The 19,509-nt window shown below is 75.1% G+C and carries 16 protein-coding genes; all 16 read left to right on the top strand.

The genetic code is table 11. The features are described 5' to 3' along the window. Nucleotides 1-536: 536 nt before the first annotated feature. The 16 genes from G339_RS33080 (at nt 537) to G339_RS0108855 (ending at nt 19,368) form a co-directional block, all read left to right on the top strand. Nucleotides 537-2,249 carry a peptidoglycan D,D-transpeptidase FtsI family protein gene (locus G339_RS33080; protein WP_476692183.1) on the top strand — a complete coding sequence of 571 codons (1,713 nt, stop codon included), beginning with the start codon at nt 537-539 and terminating at the stop codon, nt 2,247-2,249. A 111-nt stretch (nt 2,250-2,360) separates the two neighbouring features. Continuing rightward, nucleotides 2,361-3,905 (top strand): UDP-N-acetylmuramoyl-L-alanyl-D-glutamate--2,6-diaminopimelate ligase, encoded by a 1,545-nt coding sequence (locus G339_RS0108925; protein WP_019630726.1) that lies wholly within the window; start codon nt 2,361-2,363, stop codon nt 3,903-3,905. Continuing rightward, a complete protein-coding gene (locus G339_RS0108920; protein WP_019630725.1) occupies nt 3,902-5,329 on the top strand; it encodes a UDP-N-acetylmuramoyl-tripeptide--D-alanyl-D-alanine ligase in 1,428 nt (475 codons plus the stop codon). The genes G339_RS0108925 and G339_RS0108920 overlap by 4 nt, the downstream gene beginning before the upstream one ends. Further along, entirely contained in the window at nt 5,326-6,387 is a 1,062-nt protein-coding gene (mraY, locus tag G339_RS0108915) for a phospho-N-acetylmuramoyl-pentapeptide-transferase (RefSeq protein WP_019630724.1), read from the top strand. The genes G339_RS0108920 and mraY overlap by 4 nt, the downstream gene beginning before the upstream one ends. Further along, the gene (gene murD / locus G339_RS0108910) at nt 6,369-7,778 is read left to right on the top strand and encodes a UDP-N-acetylmuramoyl-L-alanine--D-glutamate ligase (protein WP_033322605.1); all 1,410 of its coding nucleotides are present in this window, start codon (nt 6,369-6,371) and stop codon (nt 7,776-7,778) included. Before mraY ends, murD begins: the two co-directional genes overlap by 19 nt. Nucleotides 7,779-7,786: 8 nt before the next feature. Then, the gene (ftsW, locus tag G339_RS0108905; protein WP_019630722.1) at nt 7,787-9,043 is read left to right on the top strand and encodes a putative lipid II flippase FtsW; all 1,257 of its coding nucleotides are present in this window, start codon (nt 7,787-7,789) and stop codon (nt 9,041-9,043) included. Between the two features lie 72 nt (nt 9,044-9,115). After that, on the top strand, nt 9,116-10,216 hold the full coding sequence (murG, locus tag G339_RS0108900; RefSeq protein WP_019630721.1) for an undecaprenyldiphospho-muramoylpentapeptide beta-N-acetylglucosaminyltransferase: 1,101 nt from the start codon (nt 9,116-9,118) through the stop codon (nt 10,214-10,216). A 50-nt stretch (nt 10,217-10,266) separates the two neighbouring features. Continuing rightward, nucleotides 10,267-11,679 carry a UDP-N-acetylmuramate--L-alanine ligase gene (gene murC / locus G339_RS0108895; protein WP_019630720.1) on the top strand — a complete coding sequence of 471 codons (1,413 nt, stop codon included), beginning with the start codon at nt 10,267-10,269 and terminating at the stop codon, nt 11,677-11,679. 52 nt (nt 11,680-11,731) lie between these two features. Then, nucleotides 11,732-12,484 (top strand): cell division protein FtsQ/DivIB, encoded by a 753-nt coding sequence (locus G339_RS0108890; RefSeq protein ID WP_019630719.1) that lies wholly within the window; start codon nt 11,732-11,734, stop codon nt 12,482-12,484. Between the two features lie 364 nt (nt 12,485-12,848). Next, on the top strand, nt 12,849-14,354 hold the full coding sequence (gene ftsZ / locus G339_RS0108885; RefSeq protein ID WP_019630718.1) for a cell division protein FtsZ: 1,506 nt from the start codon (nt 12,849-12,851) through the stop codon (nt 14,352-14,354). Then, nucleotides 14,351-15,082, top strand: coding sequence for a peptidoglycan editing factor PgeF (pgeF, locus tag G339_RS0108880; RefSeq protein WP_019630717.1), 732 nt, complete (start codon nt 14,351-14,353; stop codon nt 15,080-15,082). Before ftsZ ends, pgeF begins: the two co-directional genes overlap by 4 nt. Next, nucleotides 15,079-15,783 carry a YggS family pyridoxal phosphate-dependent enzyme gene (locus G339_RS0108875; RefSeq protein ID WP_019630716.1) on the top strand — a complete coding sequence of 235 codons (705 nt, stop codon included), beginning with the start codon at nt 15,079-15,081 and terminating at the stop codon, nt 15,781-15,783. The genes pgeF and G339_RS0108875 overlap by 4 nt, the downstream gene beginning before the upstream one ends. 108 nt (nt 15,784-15,891) lie before the next feature. After that, nucleotides 15,892-16,410 carry a cell division protein SepF gene (locus G339_RS0108870; protein WP_019630715.1) on the top strand — a complete coding sequence of 173 codons (519 nt, stop codon included), beginning with the start codon at nt 15,892-15,894 and terminating at the stop codon, nt 16,408-16,410. Between the two features lie 24 nt (nt 16,411-16,434). Then, on the top strand, nt 16,435-16,725 hold the full coding sequence (locus G339_RS0108865) for a YggT family protein (RefSeq protein WP_019630714.1): 291 nt from the start codon (nt 16,435-16,437) through the stop codon (nt 16,723-16,725). A 72-nt stretch (nt 16,726-16,797) separates the two neighbouring features. Next, nucleotides 16,798-17,775, top strand: a complete 978-nt coding sequence (locus tag G339_RS0108860) for a DivIVA domain-containing protein (protein ID WP_019630713.1) — start codon at nt 16,798-16,800, stop codon at nt 17,773-17,775. Nucleotides 17,776-17,919: 144 nt separating this feature from the next. After that, the gene (locus G339_RS0108855; RefSeq protein WP_026341277.1) at nt 17,920-19,368 is read left to right on the top strand and encodes a hypothetical protein; all 1,449 of its coding nucleotides are present in this window, start codon (nt 17,920-17,922) and stop codon (nt 19,366-19,368) included. Nucleotides 19,369-19,509 lie beyond the last annotated feature (141 nt).

Here is a 19,509-nt window from a genome sequence, read left to right as displayed (position 1 = left end):
GAGGGGTCGATCGAGGGGTCAGGGGAATGAGCAGGCGACCGGCGGGGCCGCCGCCCGGCGGCGGGCGCCGGTCCCCGCGGCCCGGCGGACGCGGCACGCCCGGCCGCGACGACAGGAACGGCCCGGGCGCGGCGCGCGCGTCCGGGCGCTCGCCCGCCGAGCCGGGGCGGCCGACCGGCGGCGCGCCCCGGCGGCCGTCCCGCGACGTGCCCTCGCCGCGCGGCGGCTCGTCCCGCGGCGGCACCGCCAAGGGCCGCACGGGTTCCGGCACGGGCACGGGCCGCGCCGGGACCGGCCGGACGGGCGCCGCGCCCAAGGGCGGCAAGGCCGCGACGGCGAAGAACGCCGCGAAGAGCACCGGCAAGAACGCCACGAGTAAGAGCGGCAGGAGCACGGGCCGGAACGGCACCGGAAAGGGCGGCGCGCCCAAGAAGGGCGCCGCCCCGCCCCGGTCCGGCGGCCGGTCCGGCGGTCCGCCGCGCGGCCCGGCCCGCCGCCCGGCCCGGCCGCGCGTCGCGTTCCACCGCCGCGACCCGCTGAAACGGCTGAACGGCACGCTGCTCGTCGTGGCGTTCGTGCTGTCGCTGTTCGCGGGGCGGCTGGTCCAGCTCCAGACGATCGACTCGGGCAAGTACACGGCCGAGGCCCGCGAGCAGCGGATCGTGCCGATCAACCTGCCCGCCGTCCGGGGCGACATCACCGACGCGCAGGGCAACCCGCTGGCGATGACGGTCGAGGCGCGGACGATCTTCGCGGACCCGTCCATCATCAAGCCCGCCGACCGGCAGCGCGTCGCGACGACGCTCGCGCCGATGCTCGGCCTGGACCCGGCCCTGGTCCTCCGCAAGATCAGCACGCCCAAGAGCCAGTTCGAGGTGCTCGCGCACGACGTCCGCCCCGACCAGGCGCGGCTCATCGCGGGCCTGGACCTGCCGGGGATCAACTCGCGCACCGAGTACCAGCGCAAGTACCCCAACGACTCGCTGGCGGCGGGCGTCATCGGGTTCGTCAACGCCGAGGGCGAGGGCGCGGCGGGTCTGGAGAGCTCGATGAACACCGAGCTGGCGGGCCGGGGCGGGCGGCAGCGCGTCGAGATCGGCGTGAACGGGCAGCACATCCCCATGGGGGAGGACCAGATCGTCCCGCCGGTGCCCGGCAAGGGGCTGCGGCTGACGCTGGAGCGCGACATCCAGTTCAAGGCGCAGCAGGCCATCGAGCGGCAGGTGAAGAAGACGGGCGCGCGCAGCGGCACGGTGATCGTGATGGAGCCGCGGACCGGCCGCCTGCTGGCGCTGGCGTCCGCGCCGGGCTACGACCCGAACCACGCGGGCGCGCCGTCGTCGTGGGGCAGCCCGGTCGTGCAGGAGGCGTACGAGCCGGGCAGCACCGGAAAGGTCATCACGGCGGCCGCCGCGATGGAGAAGGGCGGCGTCCGCCCCGACACGCCGTTCCGCGTGCCGTATTCCATCAAGCGCTACGACAAGACCTTCCACGACTCCGAGCCGCACCGCACCGAGGACCTGACGTTCGCGGGCGTCCTCGCCAAGTCCAGCAACGTCGGGACGATCAAGGCGAGCGAGCGGATCAGCGCGCAGCAGCTCTACGACTACGAGCGCGCGTTCGGGTTCGGCGAGAAGACCGGGATCGGGCTGCCGGGGGAGACGCCGGGCCTGCTCAAGCCGCCGTCGCAGTGGTCGGGCACCGACCGGTACCCGATCGCGTTCGGGCAGACGGTGTCGGTGAACGCGGTGCAGATGGCGAGCGTGTACGCGACGATCGCCAACGGCGGCGTCCGCGTCGCCCCGAACCTCGTCGCGGGCACCACGGACGGGAACGGGACGTTCACCCCGGCCGCCGCCCCGGCGCAGCGCCGGGTGATCAGTGCCGAGACCGCCCGCCAGATCCGTGACATGCTGGAGGGCGTCACGACCAAGGAGGGCACGGCGCCGCTCGCCCAGATCAAGAACTACCGGGTGGCGGGCAAGACGGGCACCGCCGAGATCGTCAATCCCGCGTGCGGGTGCTACCGGGGAGCGGGCTTCACCGCCTCGTTCGCCGGGTTCGCCCCCGCGGACGATCCGCAGCTCGTCGTCCAGGTCGTCCTGCAGCGGCCGACCCGGGGCAGCCACTACGGCGGCGACGTGGCGGCGCCGGTCTTCAGGGACGTGATGATGGCGGCCCTGGCGGCCCGCAAGATCCCGCCGACCGGGAGCAAGGCGCCGAAAGTCCGGATCTACGCCCGGGACTGACGGCTGGGAGTAATCTTCTCCGCCGTCGCACCGTCTGACAACACCGTGCTATCGACCACCGTGCCACCGACCACCGTGCTACCAACCACTGTCCGTCCTGAAAGAGACGCCATGCGCCCCACCACGAGTACACCCCGGCCCCTGTCGGGGCTGGCGGCGCTGCTCGGCATCGACGACCCGCCCGCCGCGGCGGCCGGCGTCGAGGTCACCGGGATCACCCACGACTCGCGGGCGGTCCGCCCCGGCGACCTGTACGCGGCGCTGCCGGGCGCCCGCGCGCACGGCGCGCAGTTCGCGGCGCAGGCCGCGGCGGCGGGCGCCGCCGCGATCCTCACCGACCCCGCCGGGCTCCCGGCGGCGCGCGCGGCCGGACCGCCGGTCCTGGTGACCGCCGACCCGCGCGCCCGGCTCGGCGAGGTCGCCGCCTGGGTGTACGGCGAGCCCGCCGCCGACCTCACGCTGATCGGCGTCACCGGCACGAGCGGCAAGACGACCACCGTGTACCTGCTGGAGGCGGGGCTGCGCGAGGCGGGCGTCGCGACCGGCGTGATCGGCACCGTCGAGATGCGCATCGGCGACACCCGCGTGCCGAGCGCGCTGACCACCCCGGAGTCCACCGACCTGCACGCCCTGTTCGCGCTGATGCGCGAGCGCGGCGTCGGCGCGGGGGCGATGGAGGTGTCGAGCCACGCGCTCGCGCAGGGCCGCGTCGGCGGCGCCCGCTACGAGGTCGCGGTGTTCACGAACCTGTCCCAGGACCACCTGGACTTCCACCCGACCATGCAGGACTACTTCCTGGCGAAGGCGAAGCTGTTCACGCCCGAGTACAGCCGGGTCGGGGTCGTGAACATCGACGACCTGTACGGCCGGGAGCTGGTCGAGATCGCGTCGATCCCGGTCACGACGTACTCGGCGCAGGGCGACCCGGCGGCCGAGTGGCGCGCCGAGGACGTCCGGGGCGGCCCGACCGGCAGCACGTTCCGGATCGTCGGGCCCGGCGGCGTCGAGGCGGACGCGGCGGTGCGGCTGCCCGGCCCGTTCAACGTCGCCAACGCGCTCGCGGCCGTCGTCGCGCTCGTGGAGGCGGGGATCGGGCTGCCCGCGGCGGTGCGCGGCGTGGCGTCGCTGCGCGGCGTCCCGGGCCGTCTGGAGCCCGTCGAGGAGGGCCAGGACTTCGCGACGCTGGTCGACTACTCGCACAAGCCCGGGGCCGTCGAGGCGGTCCTGACGGCGCTGCGGCCCGTCACCGAGGGACGGCTGGCGATCGTGCTCGGCTGCGGCGGCGACCGCGACCGCGGCAAGCGCCCGCTGATGGGCGAGGCCGCGGCCCGGCTCGCCGACCTCGCGTACTTCACCAGCGACAACCCGAGGTCGGAGGACCCGCTGGCGATCCTCGCCGCTATGGTCGAGGGCGGGCTCAAGGTGCCGCAGCCCGAGCGGGCGCACGTCGTCGTCGAACCCGACCGCGCCGCCGCCATCGGGCTGGCGATCGACCGGGCCCGGCGCGGCGACGTGGTCGTCGTCGCGGGCAAGGGCCACGAGCAGGGGCAGTACGTCGCGGGCGAGGTCCTGGCGTTCGACGACCGGGAGGTCGTGCGCGCGGCGCTGCGCCGCGCCGCCGGGCCCGACGCGCGAGGGGACGGAGCGCAGGCGTGATCCCACTTCCACTGGCGGCGGTCGCGGAAGCGGCCGGCGGCACCGTCCACGGTGACCCGGCGACGGTCGTGCGCGGCCCCGTCGTCATCGACTCGCGGGCCGTCGAACCGGGCGCGCTGTTCGTCGCGCTGCGCGGCGAGCGCGTCGACGGGCACGACTTCGCCGGCGCGGCGTTCGCGGCGGGCGCGGCGGCGGTGCTCGCCGAGCGCCCGGTCGGCGACGGCCCGGCGGTCGTCGTCCCCGACGCCCAGGCGGCGCTCGGCCTGCTCGCGCGGGGCGTGCTGGCCCGGCTGCCCGACGCGCGCGTCGTCGCGATCACCGGCTCGGCCGGGAAGACGTCCACCAAGGACCTGATCGGGCAGCTCCTCGCGCAGGCCGGGCCGACCGTCTGGCCGCCCGGCTCGTTCAACAACGAGATCGGCCTGCCGCTGACCGTGCTGCGCGCCGACGCCGACACCCGGCACCTCGTGCTGGAGATGGGCGCCCGTGGGATCGGTCACATCGCCTACCTGACGGAGATCGCGCCGCCGGACGTCGGCGTGGTGCTGAACGTCGGCACCGCCCACCTCGGCGAGTTCGGCAGCCCGGAGCGGATCGCGGAGGCCAAGGGCGAGCTGCCCGCCGCCGTCCCGGCGGGCGGCACGGCCGTCCTCAACGCCGACGACCCGCTGGTGCGGGCGATGGCGGCGCGGACGGCCGCGGAGGTCGTGCTGTTCGGGCGCGGCGCGGACGCGCACGTCCGGGCCGTGGACGAGTCGCTGGACGACGCGGGCCGGCCGCGGTTCACCCTGGTCACCCCCGAGGGCGAGGCCCCGGTCGAGCTGCGGCTGCACGGCGCGCACGCGGTGCTGAACGCGCTGGCGGCGGCCGCCGCCGCCCGCGCCTGCGGCCTGGACGTCGCGCGCGTCGCGGCGGGCCTGGGCGAGGCGGTCGCGGCGAGCCGGTGGCGGATGGAGGTCACCGAGCGGCCGGACGGCGTGACGGTCGTCAACGACGCCTACAACGCCAACCCCGACTCGACGCGGTCGGCGGTGGACGTCGTCCGGCACATGGCGCGCGGCCGCCGCGCGTTCGCCGTTCTGGGGGAGATGGCCGAACTCGGCGCCTCTTCTGTGGCGGAACATGCCAAGATCGGGCAGCATGTCGCGCGCAACGGATTCGACGGCCTGATCACGGTCGGCGAGGCCGCCGCGGCGATGGCCGAAGGGGCCGGGCAGGTGGCGTCATGGACGGGAGAGTGCGTACAGGTGGATGACGTCGGCGCGGCGGTGACCGCGCTCGGTGAGCGGCTCAGGCCGCGGGACGTCGTACTGGTGAAGGGCTCTCGCGTCGCCGGGCTCGAACGGGTCGCGGCGGCGCTGCTGGCCGCCGGGCCGGACGGAGCGGGCTCGGGCGCGGGCGCCCCGGGAGGCGGGCACCGATGACCAACATTCTCATCGGAGCGGGCATCGCGCTGCTGTTCAGCATGCTCGGCACCCCGGTGTGGATCAGGATCGTCCGGCGGCTGGGCTACGGCCAGATGATCCGCGAGGAGGGCCCCGAGGCCCACCTCAGCAAGCGCGGCACCCCCACGATGGGCGGCGCGGTGTTCATCGTCGGGTCGCTGATCGGCTACGCGGCGGCGCACCTGTTCACCGCGACCGTCCCGACCGTGTCGGGGCTGCTGGTGCTGTTCCTGATGACGGGCCTCGGCTTCGTCGGGTTCGTCGACGACTACATCAAGGTCTTCAAGCAGCGCAGCCTCGGCCTGCGCAGCGGCGCGAAGATGATCGGGATCATCCTGGTCGGCGTCGTGTTCGCGGTCGGCTCGCTGAACTTCCCCAACGGCTACCAGGTGACCCCCGCCTCCCCGCGCCTGTCCTTCCTGCGCGACTTCGGCCCCTCGATCGGCCCGTACCTGTTCGTGCTGTGGGCGCTGCTGCTCATCGCGGCGATGTCCAACGGCGTGAACCTCACCGACGGCCTCGACGGCCTCGCGGCGGGCCCCGCCGCGATGGTCCTGGCCGCCTACGTGATCATCGGCAACTGGCAGCTCCGCAACTCCTGCTTCGACGCGGGCTTCGCGCCGAACTGCTACAGCGTCCGCGACCCCCTCGACCTCGCGGTCGTCGCGGCGACGATGCTCGGGGCCGTGCTCGGCTTCCTGTGGTGGAACGCCCCGCCCGCCCGGATCTTCATGGGCGACACCGGCTCGCTGGCCCTCGGCGGCGTGCTCGTCGGCCTGGCCATCCTCACCCGGACGCAGTTCCTGCTCGCGATCCTGTGCGGCCTGATCGTGATGATCACCCTCTCGGTGATCATCCAGGTCGGCGGGTTCAAGCTGACGCGCAAACGGGTGTTCAAGATGGCCCCGCTGCAGCACCACTTCGAGCTGTCCGGGTGGGCCGAGACCACGATCGTCGTGCGATTCTGGCTGATGTCGGCGTTGTTCACCGCGATCGGGCTCGGCCTGTTCTACCTGGAATGGATGCCCAAGAAGTGACGGCAGGGGAGTCGGGGGACTGGTCCGGCGCGCGCGTGTGCGTCGCCGGGCTCGGGGTGTCGGGCCGCGCCGCCGCGCGCGTCCTCGCCGAACGCGGCGCGCACGTGACGATCGTGGACGCCCGCGACGACGAGGCGCGCCGCGCGGACGCCGCCGGGCTCGCCGCGCACGGCGTCGCCGTCCGCCTCGGCGACGGCGACACGCTGCCGGACGGCACCGGCCTCGTCGTCACCTCGCCGGGTTGGCGGCCGGACGCGCCGCTGTTCGCCGCCGCCCGCGCGGCGGGCGTGCCGGTGTACGGCGAGGTCGAGCTGGCCTGGCGGCTGCGCGGCCCGGACGCCGCGCCCTGGCTCGCCCTGACGGGCACCAACGGCAAGACCACCGCCGTGCGGATGCTCGCGGCGATCCTCACCGCCGCCGGGCACGACGCGGTCGCCGTCGGCAACGTCGGCACCCCGATCGTCGAGGCGGTGCTGGAGAAGCACGACGTCCTCGCCGTCGAGCTGTCCAGCTACCAGCTCCACTGGTCGAGCACGGTCGCGCCGCTGGCCGCGGCGGTCCTCAACGTCGCGCCCGACCACCTGGACTGGCACGGCTCGCTCGCCGAGTACGCGGCCGCCAAGGCGAAGATCTTCGCCCCGGGCACGGTTGCCGTCGTCAACGCCGACGACCCCGGCTCGGCCGCGCTCGGCGGGCCGGACGCGCGGGCGTTCACGCTCGGCGTCCCGGCCCCCGGCCAGCTCGGCGTCGTGGAGGACCTGCTGGTCGACCGCGCGTTCGTCGCGGACCCGGTCGCCGCCGCCGAGGAACTGGCGGAACTCGGCGACGTCCGCCCGTTCGCGCCGCACAACATCGCCAACGCGCTCGCGGCGGCGGCGCTGGCCCGCGCGTTCGGCGTCCCCGCCGACGCGGTCCGGCACGGGCTGCGCGCGTTCGTCCCCGACCCGCACCGCATCGCGCACGTCGCGACCCTCGACGGCGTCGTGTACGTCGACGACTCCAAGGCCACCAACCCGCACGCCGCCGCGTCCTCGCTGGCCGCGTGCGACTCGGCGGTGTGGATCGCCGGCGGCCTGCTCAAGGGCGCCGACGTGGACGAGCTCGTCGCGGCCGCCGCCGGGCGGCTCCGCGCGGCCGTCCTGCTCGGCGCGGAACGCGACCGGATCGCCGCGGCACTCGCGCGACACGCGCCGGATGTCCCGGTCGTGGAGGTCCCCGACACCGACACTGGGGCGATGGACCGCGTGGTGATCGCTGCAGCAGAGTTGGCCCGGCCCGGTGACACGGTGCTCCTCGCCCCCGCCGGCGCGTCGTTCGACATGTTCCCGAACTACGGCGCGCGCGGCGACGCGTTCGCGGCGGCGGTGCGGCGGCTGGCCGGATCGCGGTAGGTCGCCCCATGAGCGCCGTACCCGCGGAGGACGGCCGGTCCCGCCGCCCCGGGCTGCGCGAGCAGGCCGTCGCGGCGGTCGGGCTGCTGGACCGCCCGCTGACCTCCTACTACCTCGTGCTGGGCTGCACGTTCATGCTGCTCGCGCTCGGGCTGACGATGGTCCTGGCCGCGTCGAACGTCAAGCAGCTCCAGGTCACCGGCTCGGCCTACACGCTCGTGCAGAAGCAGGCCATGTGGATGGCGCTCGGCGTCCTCGGCATGTGGGCGGCGTCGCGGCTGCCCGTCCGGACGTTCCGGACGCTGGCGTACCCGCTGCTGCTGCTGTCGGTCGTCGCGCTGATGCTCGTCCTGATCCCCGGCCTCAGCCAGGAGGCCAACGGCGCGACCCGCTGGATCAGCTTCGGGCCGGTGCAGATCCAGCCGTCCGAGCCCGCCAAGCTCGCGCTCGTCCTGTGGGGCGCGGACCTGCTGGCCCGCCGCGAGAAGCTCGGGCAGCTCAGCGAGTGGCGGCCGCTGCTGGTGCCGCTGCTGCCCGGCGCGGGCCTGCTCGTGCTGCTCGTCATGCTCGGCAACGACCTCGGCACCACGCTCGTGCTGCTGACGATCTTCCTGGCGCTGCTGTGGGTCGTGGGCGTGCCGGGGCGGCTGTTCGTCGGCGTCTTCGGGCTCGTGGCGATGGTCGTGTCCATCCTCGCCGTCGTCGAGCCGTACCGGTTGGGGCGCATCACCGGGTTCCTCGACCCCGAGGGCAACAAGTACGGCACCTACTACCAGGGAATCCAGGGCCTGTACGCCCTCGCGTCCGGCGGCTGGTTCGGCACCGGGCTCGGCGAGGGCCGCGCGCAGTGGGGATTCCTGCCGCACCCCGAGACCGACTACATCTTCGCGATCGTCGGGGAGCAGTTCGGGCTCATCGGGACGCTCGTCGTCCTCAGCATGTTCGGCCTGCTCGCCTACGCCGGGCTGCGCATCGCGCGGCGCGTCAAGGACCCGTTCACCCGGCTCGCCGCCGCGGGCGCGACCGCTTGGCTGCTCGTCCAGGCGATCGTCAACATCGGCGCGGTCATCGGCGTGTTCCCCATCACGGGCATCCCGCTGCCGCTCGTCTCCTACGGCGGGTCCGCGCTGATCCCGACGCTGATGGCGCTGGGCATGCTGCTGGCGTTCGCGAAACGCGAACCCGGCGCGCGGCAGGCGCTGGCCGCGCGCGGCCCCGGACCGGTGACACGGGCTCTAAGCTGGCTGGGCCTGGCACGGCGCTGAATTCCCCCGACGGACCAAGCGCACCGCTGAACGCGTGGCGGCGCGGGAAGAGCTGAGGAGTTGTCAACGAGCATGAGGGTTGTCCTCGCCGGCGGCGGCACCGCCGGACACATCGAGCCCGCACTGGCCCTCGCCGACGCGCTGCGCCGCGACGACCCCAACACCGGGATCATCTGCCTCGGCACCGAACGCGGCCTGGAGACCCGGCTGGTGCCGCAGCGGGGCTACGAGCTGGCGCTGATCCCGCCGGTGCCGCTGCCGCGCACGCTGACGCCGCAGCTCCTGACCGTCCCCGGGCGGCTGCGCGGCGCGATCAACGCCGCCGCGAACATCCTCGACCAGGCGCACGCCGACGTGCTCGTCGGCTTCGGCGGCTACGTCGCCACGCCCGGCTACCTCGCCGCCCGCAAGCGCAAGGTGCCGATCATCGTCCACGAGGCCAACCCCAAGCCGGGCCTGGCCAACAAGCTCGGGTCGCGCTTCACCGAGCACGTCGCGGTGTCCCACCACGACTCGCCGCTCCCCAACGCCCGCTACGTCGGCATCCCGCTGCGCCGCGAGATCGCCGCGCTGGACCGGCTCGCGCTCGGCGACAAGGCCCGCTCCTACTTCGGCCTGCTGCCCGACCTGCCGACCCTGCTGATCTTCGGCGGGTCGCAGGGCGCGCGGTCGCTGAACCAGGCCGCCGTCGCCGCCGCCCCCTACTTCCGGCAGGCGGGCGTCCAGGTCCTGCACATCGTCGGGCCGAAGAACACCGAGGAGCCCGAGCCCGCGCAGGGCGGCCCCCAGTACGTGACGATCCCGTACTGCGACCGGATGGACCTGGCCTACGCCGCCGCCGACATGGCGATGTGCCGGGCCGGCGCGATGACGTGCGCCGAGCTGGCCGCCGTCGCGCTGCCCGCGGTGTACGTGCCGCTGCCGATCGGCAACGGCGAGCAGCGGCTGAACGCCGAGCCGATCGTCGCCGCGGGCGGCGGGATGCTCGTCGACAACGCCGAGCTCACGCCCGACTGGATCGCGCGCAACCTGCTGCCGGTCCTGGCCGACCCGGGCCGCGTCGCGGCCATGTCGGAGGCGGCGGGCCGGATGGGACGGCGGGACGCCGACGTGGCGCTCGCCCAGATGGTGTACGAGGTCGTCCGCTCCGCGCAGCAGGGCGGCGGCCGGTAGCCCCGCACGCCGGCGCGCGTGCGGGAGGACGAGGGGACGTTGGCCACCCGATGAGTTCGATCAGTCCCGGCGGGGTCGTCCCCGCCGGGGACCTCGGCAGGGTCCATTTCATCGCGATCGGCGGCGCCGGGATGTCCGGCGTCGCGCGCATCATGCTGCGCCGGGGCATCCCGGTGTCGGGCAGCGACGCGCGCGACGGCGAGCTGCTGGGCCAGCTCGCCGAGCTGGGCGCGCGGGTCCACGTCGGGCACGACGCGGCCCATCTCGGGGACGCCGACACCGTCGTGGTGTCCACCGCCGTCCGCGAGACCAACCCCGAGCTGGCCGCCGCGCGGGCCCGGGGGTTGCGGGTCCTGCACCGCTCGGAGGCGCTGGCGTCGCTGATGGCGGGCCGCCGCGCGGTCGCCGTCGCGGGCACGCACGGCAAGACCACGACGACGTCGATGCTGACGGTCGCGCTGCAGCGGGCGGGCGCGGACCCGTCGTACTGCATCGGCGGCCAGCTCGTCACGACCGGGCTCGGCGCGGACGAGGGCACCGGCGAGGTGTTCGTCGCGGAGGCCGACGAGAGCGACGGGTCGTTCCTGCGGTACACGCCCGACATCGCCGTCGTCACCAACGTCGAGGCCGACCATCTCGACAACTACGGCGGGTTCGAGAAGGTCAAGGAGAACTTCGCCCGGTTCGTGGACCGGATCGTCCCCGGCGGCACGCTCGTCGCGGGCGCCGACGACCCGGTCGTCGCGGAGCTGGCGGCGTACGCGCGGGGGCGCGGCCTGACCGTCCGCACCTACGGCGAGAGCCCGGACGCGGACCTGCGCATCACCGGGTTCGCGCCGCGCGGCCTCGGCTCGGAGTTCTCCGTCGCGGGCGTCGGCGTGCTCGCGCTCGGCGTCCCGGGACGGCACAACGCGCACAACGCGACGGCGTGCGTCGCGGTCGCGCAGGCGCTCGGCCTGGACGTCGCGGCCGTCCGCGAGGGCCTGCACGCGTTCGGCGGCGCGATGCGCCGGCTGGAGCGCAAGGGCTCGGTCGCGGGCGTCGAGGTCTTCGACAGCTACGCCCACCACCCGACCGAGCTGACCGCCGACCTGGAGGCCACCCGCGACTACGTCGGGCAGCGCGACGGCGGCGGCCGGATTCTCGCGGTGTTCCAGCCGCACCTCTACAGCCGCACCCGGTTCTTCGCGGCGGAGTTCGGCGCGGCGCTCGGCGCGGCGGACGTCGCCGTCGTCCTGGACGTGTACGGCGCGCGCGAGGACCCCGAGCCCGGCGTGACGGGCCGTCTCGTCGCGGACGCCGTCCCGGCGGGCGTCGAGGTCCTGTACGAACCCGACCAGGAAGCGGTCCCCGCGACCCTGGCGAAACTGGCCCGCCGGGGCGACGTGGTCATCACGCTGGGCGCGGGCGACGTGACGCGCCTCGGGCCGCGGATCCTCGACGCGGTCTCGGCCGCGACCTGACACGCGCCGCGGCCTTCACCGATTTCCCGCGTCCCGCCGTCATGCTGGCCTCATGACTGAGACGGGCACGGCGCGGCGCGGGGAAGCGGAGCGGTCGCAGCGCGGCGGGGGAACGCCGCCGCGGCGCGGGCCGGACCGGTGGAAGGTCCTGTTCGTCGCGCTGCTGGTCGTCGGGGTGCTCGGCGCGTCCTGCTGGGCGCTGCTGGGGTCGCGGCTGCTGGTGGTGCGGCACGTCGAGGTGTCGGGGACGCGGCTGCTGCCGCGCGACCGGGTCGTCGCGGCGGCGGGCGTCCGGCTGGGCCTGCCGATGGTGCGGCTCGACGCCGGGGACGTGCGGGCGCGCGTGGCGAAGCTTCCGGCGGTGGCGGGCGCGCGCGTCGAGCGGCGGTGGCCGGCGACGGTGCGGATCGTGGTCCGCGAGCGGGTCCCGGTCGCGGCCTACCAGCGGTCGGGCCGGTACTACCAGGTCGACGCGGCGGGGTTCCCGGTGACGGACGGGCCGGACCGGCCGGACGTGCCGCTGCTCACGGTCGCCTCGCCGTCCCCGTCCGACCCGACGGCGCGCGCCGCGCTGCGCGTCGTCTCCGAACTCCCGGCGGGCCTGCGCGGGAAGCTCGCGGAGGTCTCGGCGGTGTCGCCCGAGTCGGTCACCCTGCGGCTGACCAGCGGACTCACGCTGGTGTGGGGTTCGCCCGAGCGGACGGCGGAGAAGGCGCGCCTGGCCGAGGCCCTCATGCGGTCCCCGGCGGGGAAGAGCGGGCGGACGATCGACGTCAGTTCGCCGGACGTGATCACGACCCGGTGACGGCCCATGCCGGATCGGCCCGTGTGTCGCGACGCGTCCGGCGGCCGGATCGGGCACGCTGGTTCCCGGACCCGGGGCCGGGTACCGCTCCGGCGGTGCTCCAACCGGGCAACTCGGGCTGTGTGCGACACGCCGGTCCAGTTGGCGGCAGGTTAGTTGACCCTGGTGGAAGCCAGCCCTACTGTCCGTATCAGTCGTCAGGTTGACATAACTGTAAGCCTCAAGTTGAGGGTGAGGGTTCGCGGAGGCCGTCCGGTCCCGCGGTCCCCGCCCCGAGAGAACACACGTCAGGAACACCGCGGCGGAGCCGGTCCAGCGGACCGGTCCCGGCCGGTCGACAGAGCGAGCGGAAAGGCCCCTCGTCGTGGCAGCACCGCAGAACTACCTCGCGGTCATCAAGGTCGTCGGGATCGGCGGCGGCGGCGTCAACGCCGTCAACCGGATGATCGAGGAGGGACTCAAGGGCGTCGAGTTCATCGCTATCAACACGGACGCCCAGGCGCTGCTGATGAGTGACGCCGACGTGAAACTGGACGTGGGCCGCGAGCTGACCCGCGGCCTCGGCGCCGGGGCGAACCCCGACGTCGGCCGCAAGGCCGCCGAGGACCACCGCGAGGAGATCGAGGAGGTCCTCAAGGGGGCCGACATGGTCTTCGTCACCGCGGGCGAGGGCGGCGGCACCGGCACCGGCGGCGCGCCCGTCGTCGCCAACATCGCCCGGTCCCTCGGCGCGCTGACGATCGGCGTGGTCACCCGCCCGTTCTCCTTCGAGGGCAAGCGCCGCGCCATGCAGGCCGAGGCGGGCATCGAGACCCTGCGCGACGAGGTCGACACCCTCATCGTCATCCCGAACGACCGGCTGCTGTCGATCTCCGACCGGCAGGTCAGCGTGCTCGACGCCTTCAAGGCCGCCGACCAGGTGCTCCTGTCCGGTGTCCAGGGCATCACCGACCTCATCACCACGCCGGGCCTCATCAACCTCGACTTCGCCGACGTCAAGTCGGTCATGTCCGGCGCCGGATCGGCGCTGATGGGCATCGGGTCCGCGCGCGGCGACGACCGCAGCGTCGCCGCCGCCGAGATGGCGATCTCCAGCCCGCTGCTGGAGGCCAGCATCGACGGGGCGCACGGCGTCCTGCTGTCGATCTCCGGCGGCTCCGACCTCGGCCTGTTCGAGATCAACGAGGCGGCGCAACTGGTGTCCAACGCCGCCGCGCCCGACGCGAACATCATCTTCGGCGCGGTCATCGACGACGCCCTCGGCGACGAGGTGCGCGTCACCGTGATCGCCGCCGGGTTCGACGAGCTGGTGCCCGGGAAGGCGGGCGGGGAGCCCGAGACCCGCCGGATGCCTCCGCCGCCGCCCCGGCCGACGCCGCCGCCCGCCGCGCCGCCGCAGGCCAACCCGATCCCGAGCCGCATCGCGCGGCCCGAGCCCGCCGCGCCCGCCCCGGCGGGCCCGGCGTCCGGCGAGCGGCCGGCCGCCCCGGCGCAGCCGACGATCGCGCAGGCCGCCGCCGCGCCGATCCCCGCCTCGCCGCCGCCCGGCGGCGACCGGGCCCGGCCGCCCGCGAACCAGGGCGGCTCCGGCGCGCGGCCCGAGGGCGACGCGCCCCGGCCCGAGGCCGCCGGGTCCGCCGGGTCCACGGGTGCGGAGTCCGGCGCGGCCGACCAGCAGAACGGCCCGTCCGGCGACGGGCCCCGGCCGCCCGCGCCGCGCCCGGCGGGGGAGGGGGCGCCCGCGCGCGTCCCGGCCGGCGAGGGCGGCGAGTCCGCGTCCGGCTCCGGCGCGTCCGGCGGCGGGTCGCGCCGCCGTCCCGTCGTGTTCGACGAGGACGACGACCTCGACGTCCCCGACTTCCTGAAGTGATCGCGCCGGTGCGGCTCGGCGCCGGGATCGGCGCCGCGTTCACCGGCCGGTCCGGCGGTGTCAGCGCCGGACCCTACGGTTCGCTCAACCTCGGCGGCGCGGTGGGCGACGCGCCCGCGGCGGTCGCCGCCAACCGGCGGCGCGCCGCCGCCGCGCTGGACATCGACCCGGCGCGCACCGTCTGGATGCGGCAGGTCCACGGCGCGGACGTCGCCGTCGTGGACGCGCCCGGCGAGGGCCTGGAGGTCGACGCGGTCGCCACCGCCGTCCCCGGGCTCGCGCTCGCGGTGCTCGTCGCGGACTGCGCGCCCGTCCTGCTCGCCGACCCCGTAGCCGGGGTCGTCGGCGCGGCCCACTCCGGGCGGCCCGGCACCGCCGCCGGGGTCGTGCCCGCCCTGCTCGACCGGATGGCCGGGCTGGGCGCCGACCCGGCCCGCGTCCGCGCGGCCGTGGGACCGGCCGCGTGCGGCGGCTGCTACGAGGTGCCCGCCGCGCTGCGCGACGAGGTCGCCGCGGTCGTCCCCGAGGCCCGCGCCGAGACGCGCCGGGGCACGCCCGCGCTCGACATCCGCGCCGGGATCGCCGCGCAGCTCGCCCGCGCGGGCGTCACCGACGTCAGCGTCGACCCGCGCTGCACGCTGGAGAGCGACGACCTCTTCTCCTACCGCCGCGACGGCACGACCGGGCGGTTCGCCGGGTTCGTGTGGCTCGCGGAGGACGCCGGATGACGCCGGAGGAGCGCACCGCCGAACTGGCGGCCAACCTCGCCGACGTCCGGTCCCGCATCGCGGCGGCGTGCGCGGCGGCGGGCCGCGACCCGGCGGAGATCACGCTGATCGCCGTCACCAAGACGTTCCCGGCCGACGACGTGCGGCTGCTGGCCGGGCTCGGCGTGACCGACGTCGCGGAGAACCGCGACCAGGAGGCGCGCCCGAAGGCCGAGGCCACCGCCGACCTGCCGCTCACCCGGCACTTCGTCGGGCAGCTCCAGACGAACAAGGCGCGGTCGGTGGCCGAGTACGCCGACGTCGTGCAGTCCGTGGACCGCGTCCGGCTCGTCGGGGCGCTGTCCGCGGCCGCGCTGCGGCACGGCCGGACGCTGCGCTGCCTGGTGCAGGTCGCGCTGGACGACGGCGCGGGCCGGGGCGGGGCCGCGCCCGCGGACGTCCCCGCCGTCGCGGACGCGGTGGCCGCCGCCGACGCGCTGGAGCTCGCCGGGGTCATGGCCGTCGCGCCGCTCGGCGGCGACGCGCGCGCCGCCTTCGCGCGCCTCACGGGTTTGGCGGCCGAGGTGAGGGAAGATCATCCCGGGGCGGCGATCGTCTCGGCCGGGATGAGCGGCGATCTGGAGGACGCTGTCGCGTGTGGCGCGACACACCTGCGGATCGGTACGGCGTTGCTCGGAGGCCGACGGGCAATCGTCAGGTAATGTCCCACCCAGTGGCACCTGCCGAAACGGCGGGCGCCGCGACGACACCAGTCCGCTAGCGGCGTCCGGTGCGCCGGAGGCCCGGGCCACAGAAGGACGGAGGGGCGTATGGCCAGCGCGATGCGCAAGATGGCGGTCTACCTCGGCCTTGTGGAGGACGACCGCTACGGCGACTACGACGATTACGACGTCTACGACGACGAGGCCGAGCCGGGCCAGGGGCGGCGCGCGGGCGAGGAGCCCGGCGGTCAGCTTACCCGAGCCGACGACGCGGCGGACCGCGATCGGGACCACGCCCCGGCGGCCGAGCGCAGGCCGGTCGCGCTGTACGAGTCCGGTACCACGGACCTGGCGCGCATCACTACGCTGCACCCGAGGACCTACAACGAGGCCAGGACCATCGGCGAGCACTTCCGCGAGGGCACGCCGGTGATCATGAACCTCACCGAGATGGTCGACAGCGACGCCAAGCGGCTCGTCGACTTCGCGGCCGGTCTGGTGTTCGGGCTGCACGGGAGCATCGAGCGTGTTACCAACAAGGTGTTCCTCCTCTCGCCGGCGAACGTCGAGGTGACGGCGGAGGACAAGGCCCGGATGGCGGAACGCGGGTTCTTCAACCAAAGCTGACGACCCCAGACGTGAAGGTAGTTCGTGCACATCGTTGAGCAGGTGCTGGTCGGTCTCCTCTATCTCTTCCTCCTGTTCCTCATCGGGAGGTTGATCCTGGAAGTCCTGCAGTCGTTCGCCCGCTCGTGGCGCCCCCGCGGCGTCGTGCTCGTGATCGCGGAGACGACGTACACCGTCACCGATCCGCCGCTGAAGCTGTTGAGGCGTTTCATCCCGCCGGTCCGGCTGGGTAACGTGGCCCTGGACCTCAGCTTCACCTTGCTCATTCTTGTGGTCTGGGTCCTGATCGTGCTGGTGCAAGTGGTGATCCCATGATCATCTTCGTGCGACGGCTCTGATCGGATACCGTCCTTACGGACAGACTCCAAGCGCGCCAAGGAGACCAACATGCCGCTGACACCCGCCGACGTGCGGAACAAGCAGTTCAGTACCACCAGGTTGAGGCCGGGGTACGACGAGGAGGAGGTGGACGCGTTCCTCGACGAGGTCGAGTCGGAGCTCGACCGCCTCATCCAGGAGAACGAGGAGCTGCGCGCCAAGCTGGCCGAGTGCCTGCGCGGCAAGGTGCCGGCGATGGCGGCCCCGATCGTCGAGCCCAAGCCCGACGTCCAGAAGATCCCCGAGCCGCCCCGGCCCGAGCCGCAGCCCCAGCAGCAGGCGCCCGCGCCGCAGCAGGCCCCGGCCCCGCAGCCCGAGCCCGAGCCGGCCCCGCTGGGCGGCCTCGGCATGGGCGGCGCGCCGTCCGGCGAGGACAACATGGACACCGCGGCCCGCGTGCTCGCGCTGGCGCAGCAGACCGCGGACCAGGCCATCGCCGACGCCCGCCGCGAGGCCGACGAGACGCTCGGCCGCGCGCGCCGCGAGGCCGAGGAGATCCTCGGCAAGGCCCGCCGCCAGGCCGACCAGATCGTCAGCGAGGCCCGCTCGCGCGCCGAGGCCCTGGACCGCGACGCCCAGGAGCGGCACCGCCAGGTCATGGGCTCCCTCGTGCAGCAGCGCGAGGAGCTGGACCGCGAGGTCGACAACCTGCGCGCGTTCGAGCGCGAGTACCGCAGCCGGCTGAAGGTGTACCTGGAGGGCCTGCTGCGCGACGTCGAGGCCGGCGGCACCGAGACGGGCGGCTTCCCGGTCCCCGGCGCGGGGCTCGGCACCGTCGGCGGCCCGCAGACCGGTCCGCAGAACACCCTCGGCCACACCGAGAACCGCGGTCCCGCCGCGCCCGCCGGACAGGGCGGGACGAACCCGACCGGCGCGAACCCCTTTCCGCCGCCCGCCGAACCCGCGCAGCACGCGCAGCAGGTCCAGCACTCGGCGACCGGCGCGTTCCACTCCGGCGGCGACAACCCGCCGCACGAGCGGCGCTGAGCGAGTCCCGACAGGCGGTAGTGTCTTCCCGATCGCCGCGCCGCGGATGGCCACGGGCCATCCCGGCGGCGTGTCGGAACGTCGGTGGACCTGCCCTGAGCCGGGACGACGGCTCGGGGTCGCGCCTGTAGAGCGGAGTTACCAGTGATCATCCTGAGTGGCGTCCTCGTGGTGGTGGCGATAGCCCTGCTCGTCGCGGGCATCGTGGCCGGCGAGGGCACCAGCGCCCAGGTCTTCGGCCAGGACGCGCTGAACGTCATCTACGTGTCGATCGGCGTCAGCATCGTCTCGCTGCTGTGTCTGATCATCGGGGTGGTCCTGCGGCGCGGCGAGCTGTTCGGCTCGGGCGCGGCGACCGCCGCGGCCCGCAAGCGCCAGGCGAAGAAGAAGGACGCCAAGGCGGGACGGCGCGCTCCCGCCAAGGCCGACGACACGGCCGGCGACGGGGACGACGAGGGCCTGCCCCTCCCGGCGCAGCCGCTCGAGGTCCCCTCGGACGCCGTCGTCCACGTCGTCCGCGGACGCCGGCGCTACCACCTCGACACGTGCCGCCAGCTCGCCGGGCGCGAGGCCGACGAGCTGACGTACGCCGAGGCGAGGGAAGAGGGGTTCAGCCCCTGCACCGCCTGCATGCCCGACACGGCGCTGGCCGCCCGAGCGGCGGTGTCGGTGCCCGCCGCCCCGGCCGCCGAGCGCGACGCGGTGGCCGATTCGGGTTCCGGCGGGGGTCTCGGCACGAGCCCTGGCACGGGTGACGGCCCGGTCGGCGACGCGGGCGGGAACGCTCCGTCGCCCGCCCCGGTGGACCCGGGGCTGACCGCGCCGCTGCCGTCGCGCAGCGAGCCCGCGCCCGCGCCGGTCGCCCCGGCGTACGAGGAGCCGGCCGCCGCCCCGGCGGACGAGCCCGCCGCGCCGTCGTCCGACACCGGATGGTCCGCGGCGACGTCGCTGAGCAAGGCCCCGGCGCACACCGACGAGCCGCGGGTCGACCCGCTCGCCGACCCGCTGGGCGGGCCCGCGGCCGAGGCGCCGCTTGAGGCGCCCGCGCCCGGTCCGCTGCCCTCGGCGTGGCCCGCGCCCGGCGGTTCGCTGCCGTCCGAGCCCGCCGACGCCGAGCCGTACGCGGCCGAGGAGCCGCCGGTCCGGCCGACGCTGACGGACACGCCCGCCGAGCCGCCCGCCGCGCCGCGGCCGCGCGCGTCCGAGCCCGCCGAGACGCCGCAGGACACGCCCGTCCTCGGCCACGAGCCGGCGGCCGCCGACCCCCTCACCGACCCCCTCGCCGCGCTGCCCACGACGGGCTCGTACAGCACGGACTCCTTCGGCACAGACTCGTATGGCACGGACTCGTACGGCTCCGGCTCGTCCGGCACGGGTTCCGCCGGGACGGCCTCGTCCGGTGGGACGGCGGACGACGAGCAGGTCCGCATCCTGAGCGGCACCAAGCGCTACCACCGCGTCGACTGCGCGCTCATCGAGGACATCGGCGACGAGGCGGACGACCTGGAGTCCCTGCCCCGCGCCGAGGCCAAGGCCCGCGGCTGCACCCCCTGCCTGGTGTGCCAGCCCGACCGCGAACACGCCCGAGACTGACCACCCCACCCAAGGCCGCGCCCCCAGGGACGCGGCCTTTCGCCTTCCCCCGCGCCCGCGCCCCGCTCACACCAGCCGCCGCGCGGACGGGACGCCGCGCGGACGGGACGCCGCGCGGACGGGACGCCGCGCGGACGGGAC

This window comes from Actinomadura atramentaria DSM 43919 (genome assembly GCF_000381885.1).
Lineage (GTDB): Bacteria > Actinomycetota > Actinomycetes > Streptosporangiales > Streptosporangiaceae > Spirillospora > Spirillospora atramentaria.
Note: the sequence above shows the minus strand (reverse complement) of the source record. Positions and strands in the feature narration are given on the sequence as shown.

Bases quoted from the DNA above. Each gene is read 5' to 3' on its own strand.
- ftsW (WP_019630722.1), top strand. From the start codon at position 7,787: ATGAGCGCCGTACCCGCGGAGGACGGCCGGTCCCGCCGCCCCGGGCTG.
- murD (WP_033322605.1), top strand. From the start codon at position 6,369: ATGGATGCCCAAGAAGTGACGGCAGGGGAGTCGGGGGACTGGTCCGGC.
- murG (WP_019630721.1), top strand. From the start codon at position 9,116: ATGAGGGTTGTCCTCGCCGGCGGCGGCACCGCCGGACACATCGAGCCC.
- mraY (WP_019630724.1), top strand. From the start codon at position 5,326: ATGACCAACATTCTCATCGGAGCGGGCATCGCGCTGCTGTTCAGCATG.
- murC (WP_019630720.1), top strand. From the start codon at position 10,267: ATGAGTTCGATCAGTCCCGGCGGGGTCGTCCCCGCCGGGGACCTCGGC.
- G339_RS0108925 (WP_019630726.1), top strand. From the start codon at position 2,361: ATGCGCCCCACCACGAGTACACCCCGGCCCCTGTCGGGGCTGGCGGCG.
- G339_RS0108860 (WP_019630713.1), top strand. From the start codon at position 16,798: ATGCCGCTGACACCCGCCGACGTGCGGAACAAGCAGTTCAGTACCACC.
- G339_RS0108890 (WP_019630719.1), top strand. From the start codon at position 11,732: ATGACTGAGACGGGCACGGCGCGGCGCGGGGAAGCGGAGCGGTCGCAG.
- G339_RS0108870 (WP_019630715.1), top strand. From the start codon at position 15,892: ATGGCCAGCGCGATGCGCAAGATGGCGGTCTACCTCGGCCTTGTGGAG.
- G339_RS0108875 (WP_019630716.1), top strand. From the start codon at position 15,079: ATGACGCCGGAGGAGCGCACCGCCGAACTGGCGGCCAACCTCGCCGAC.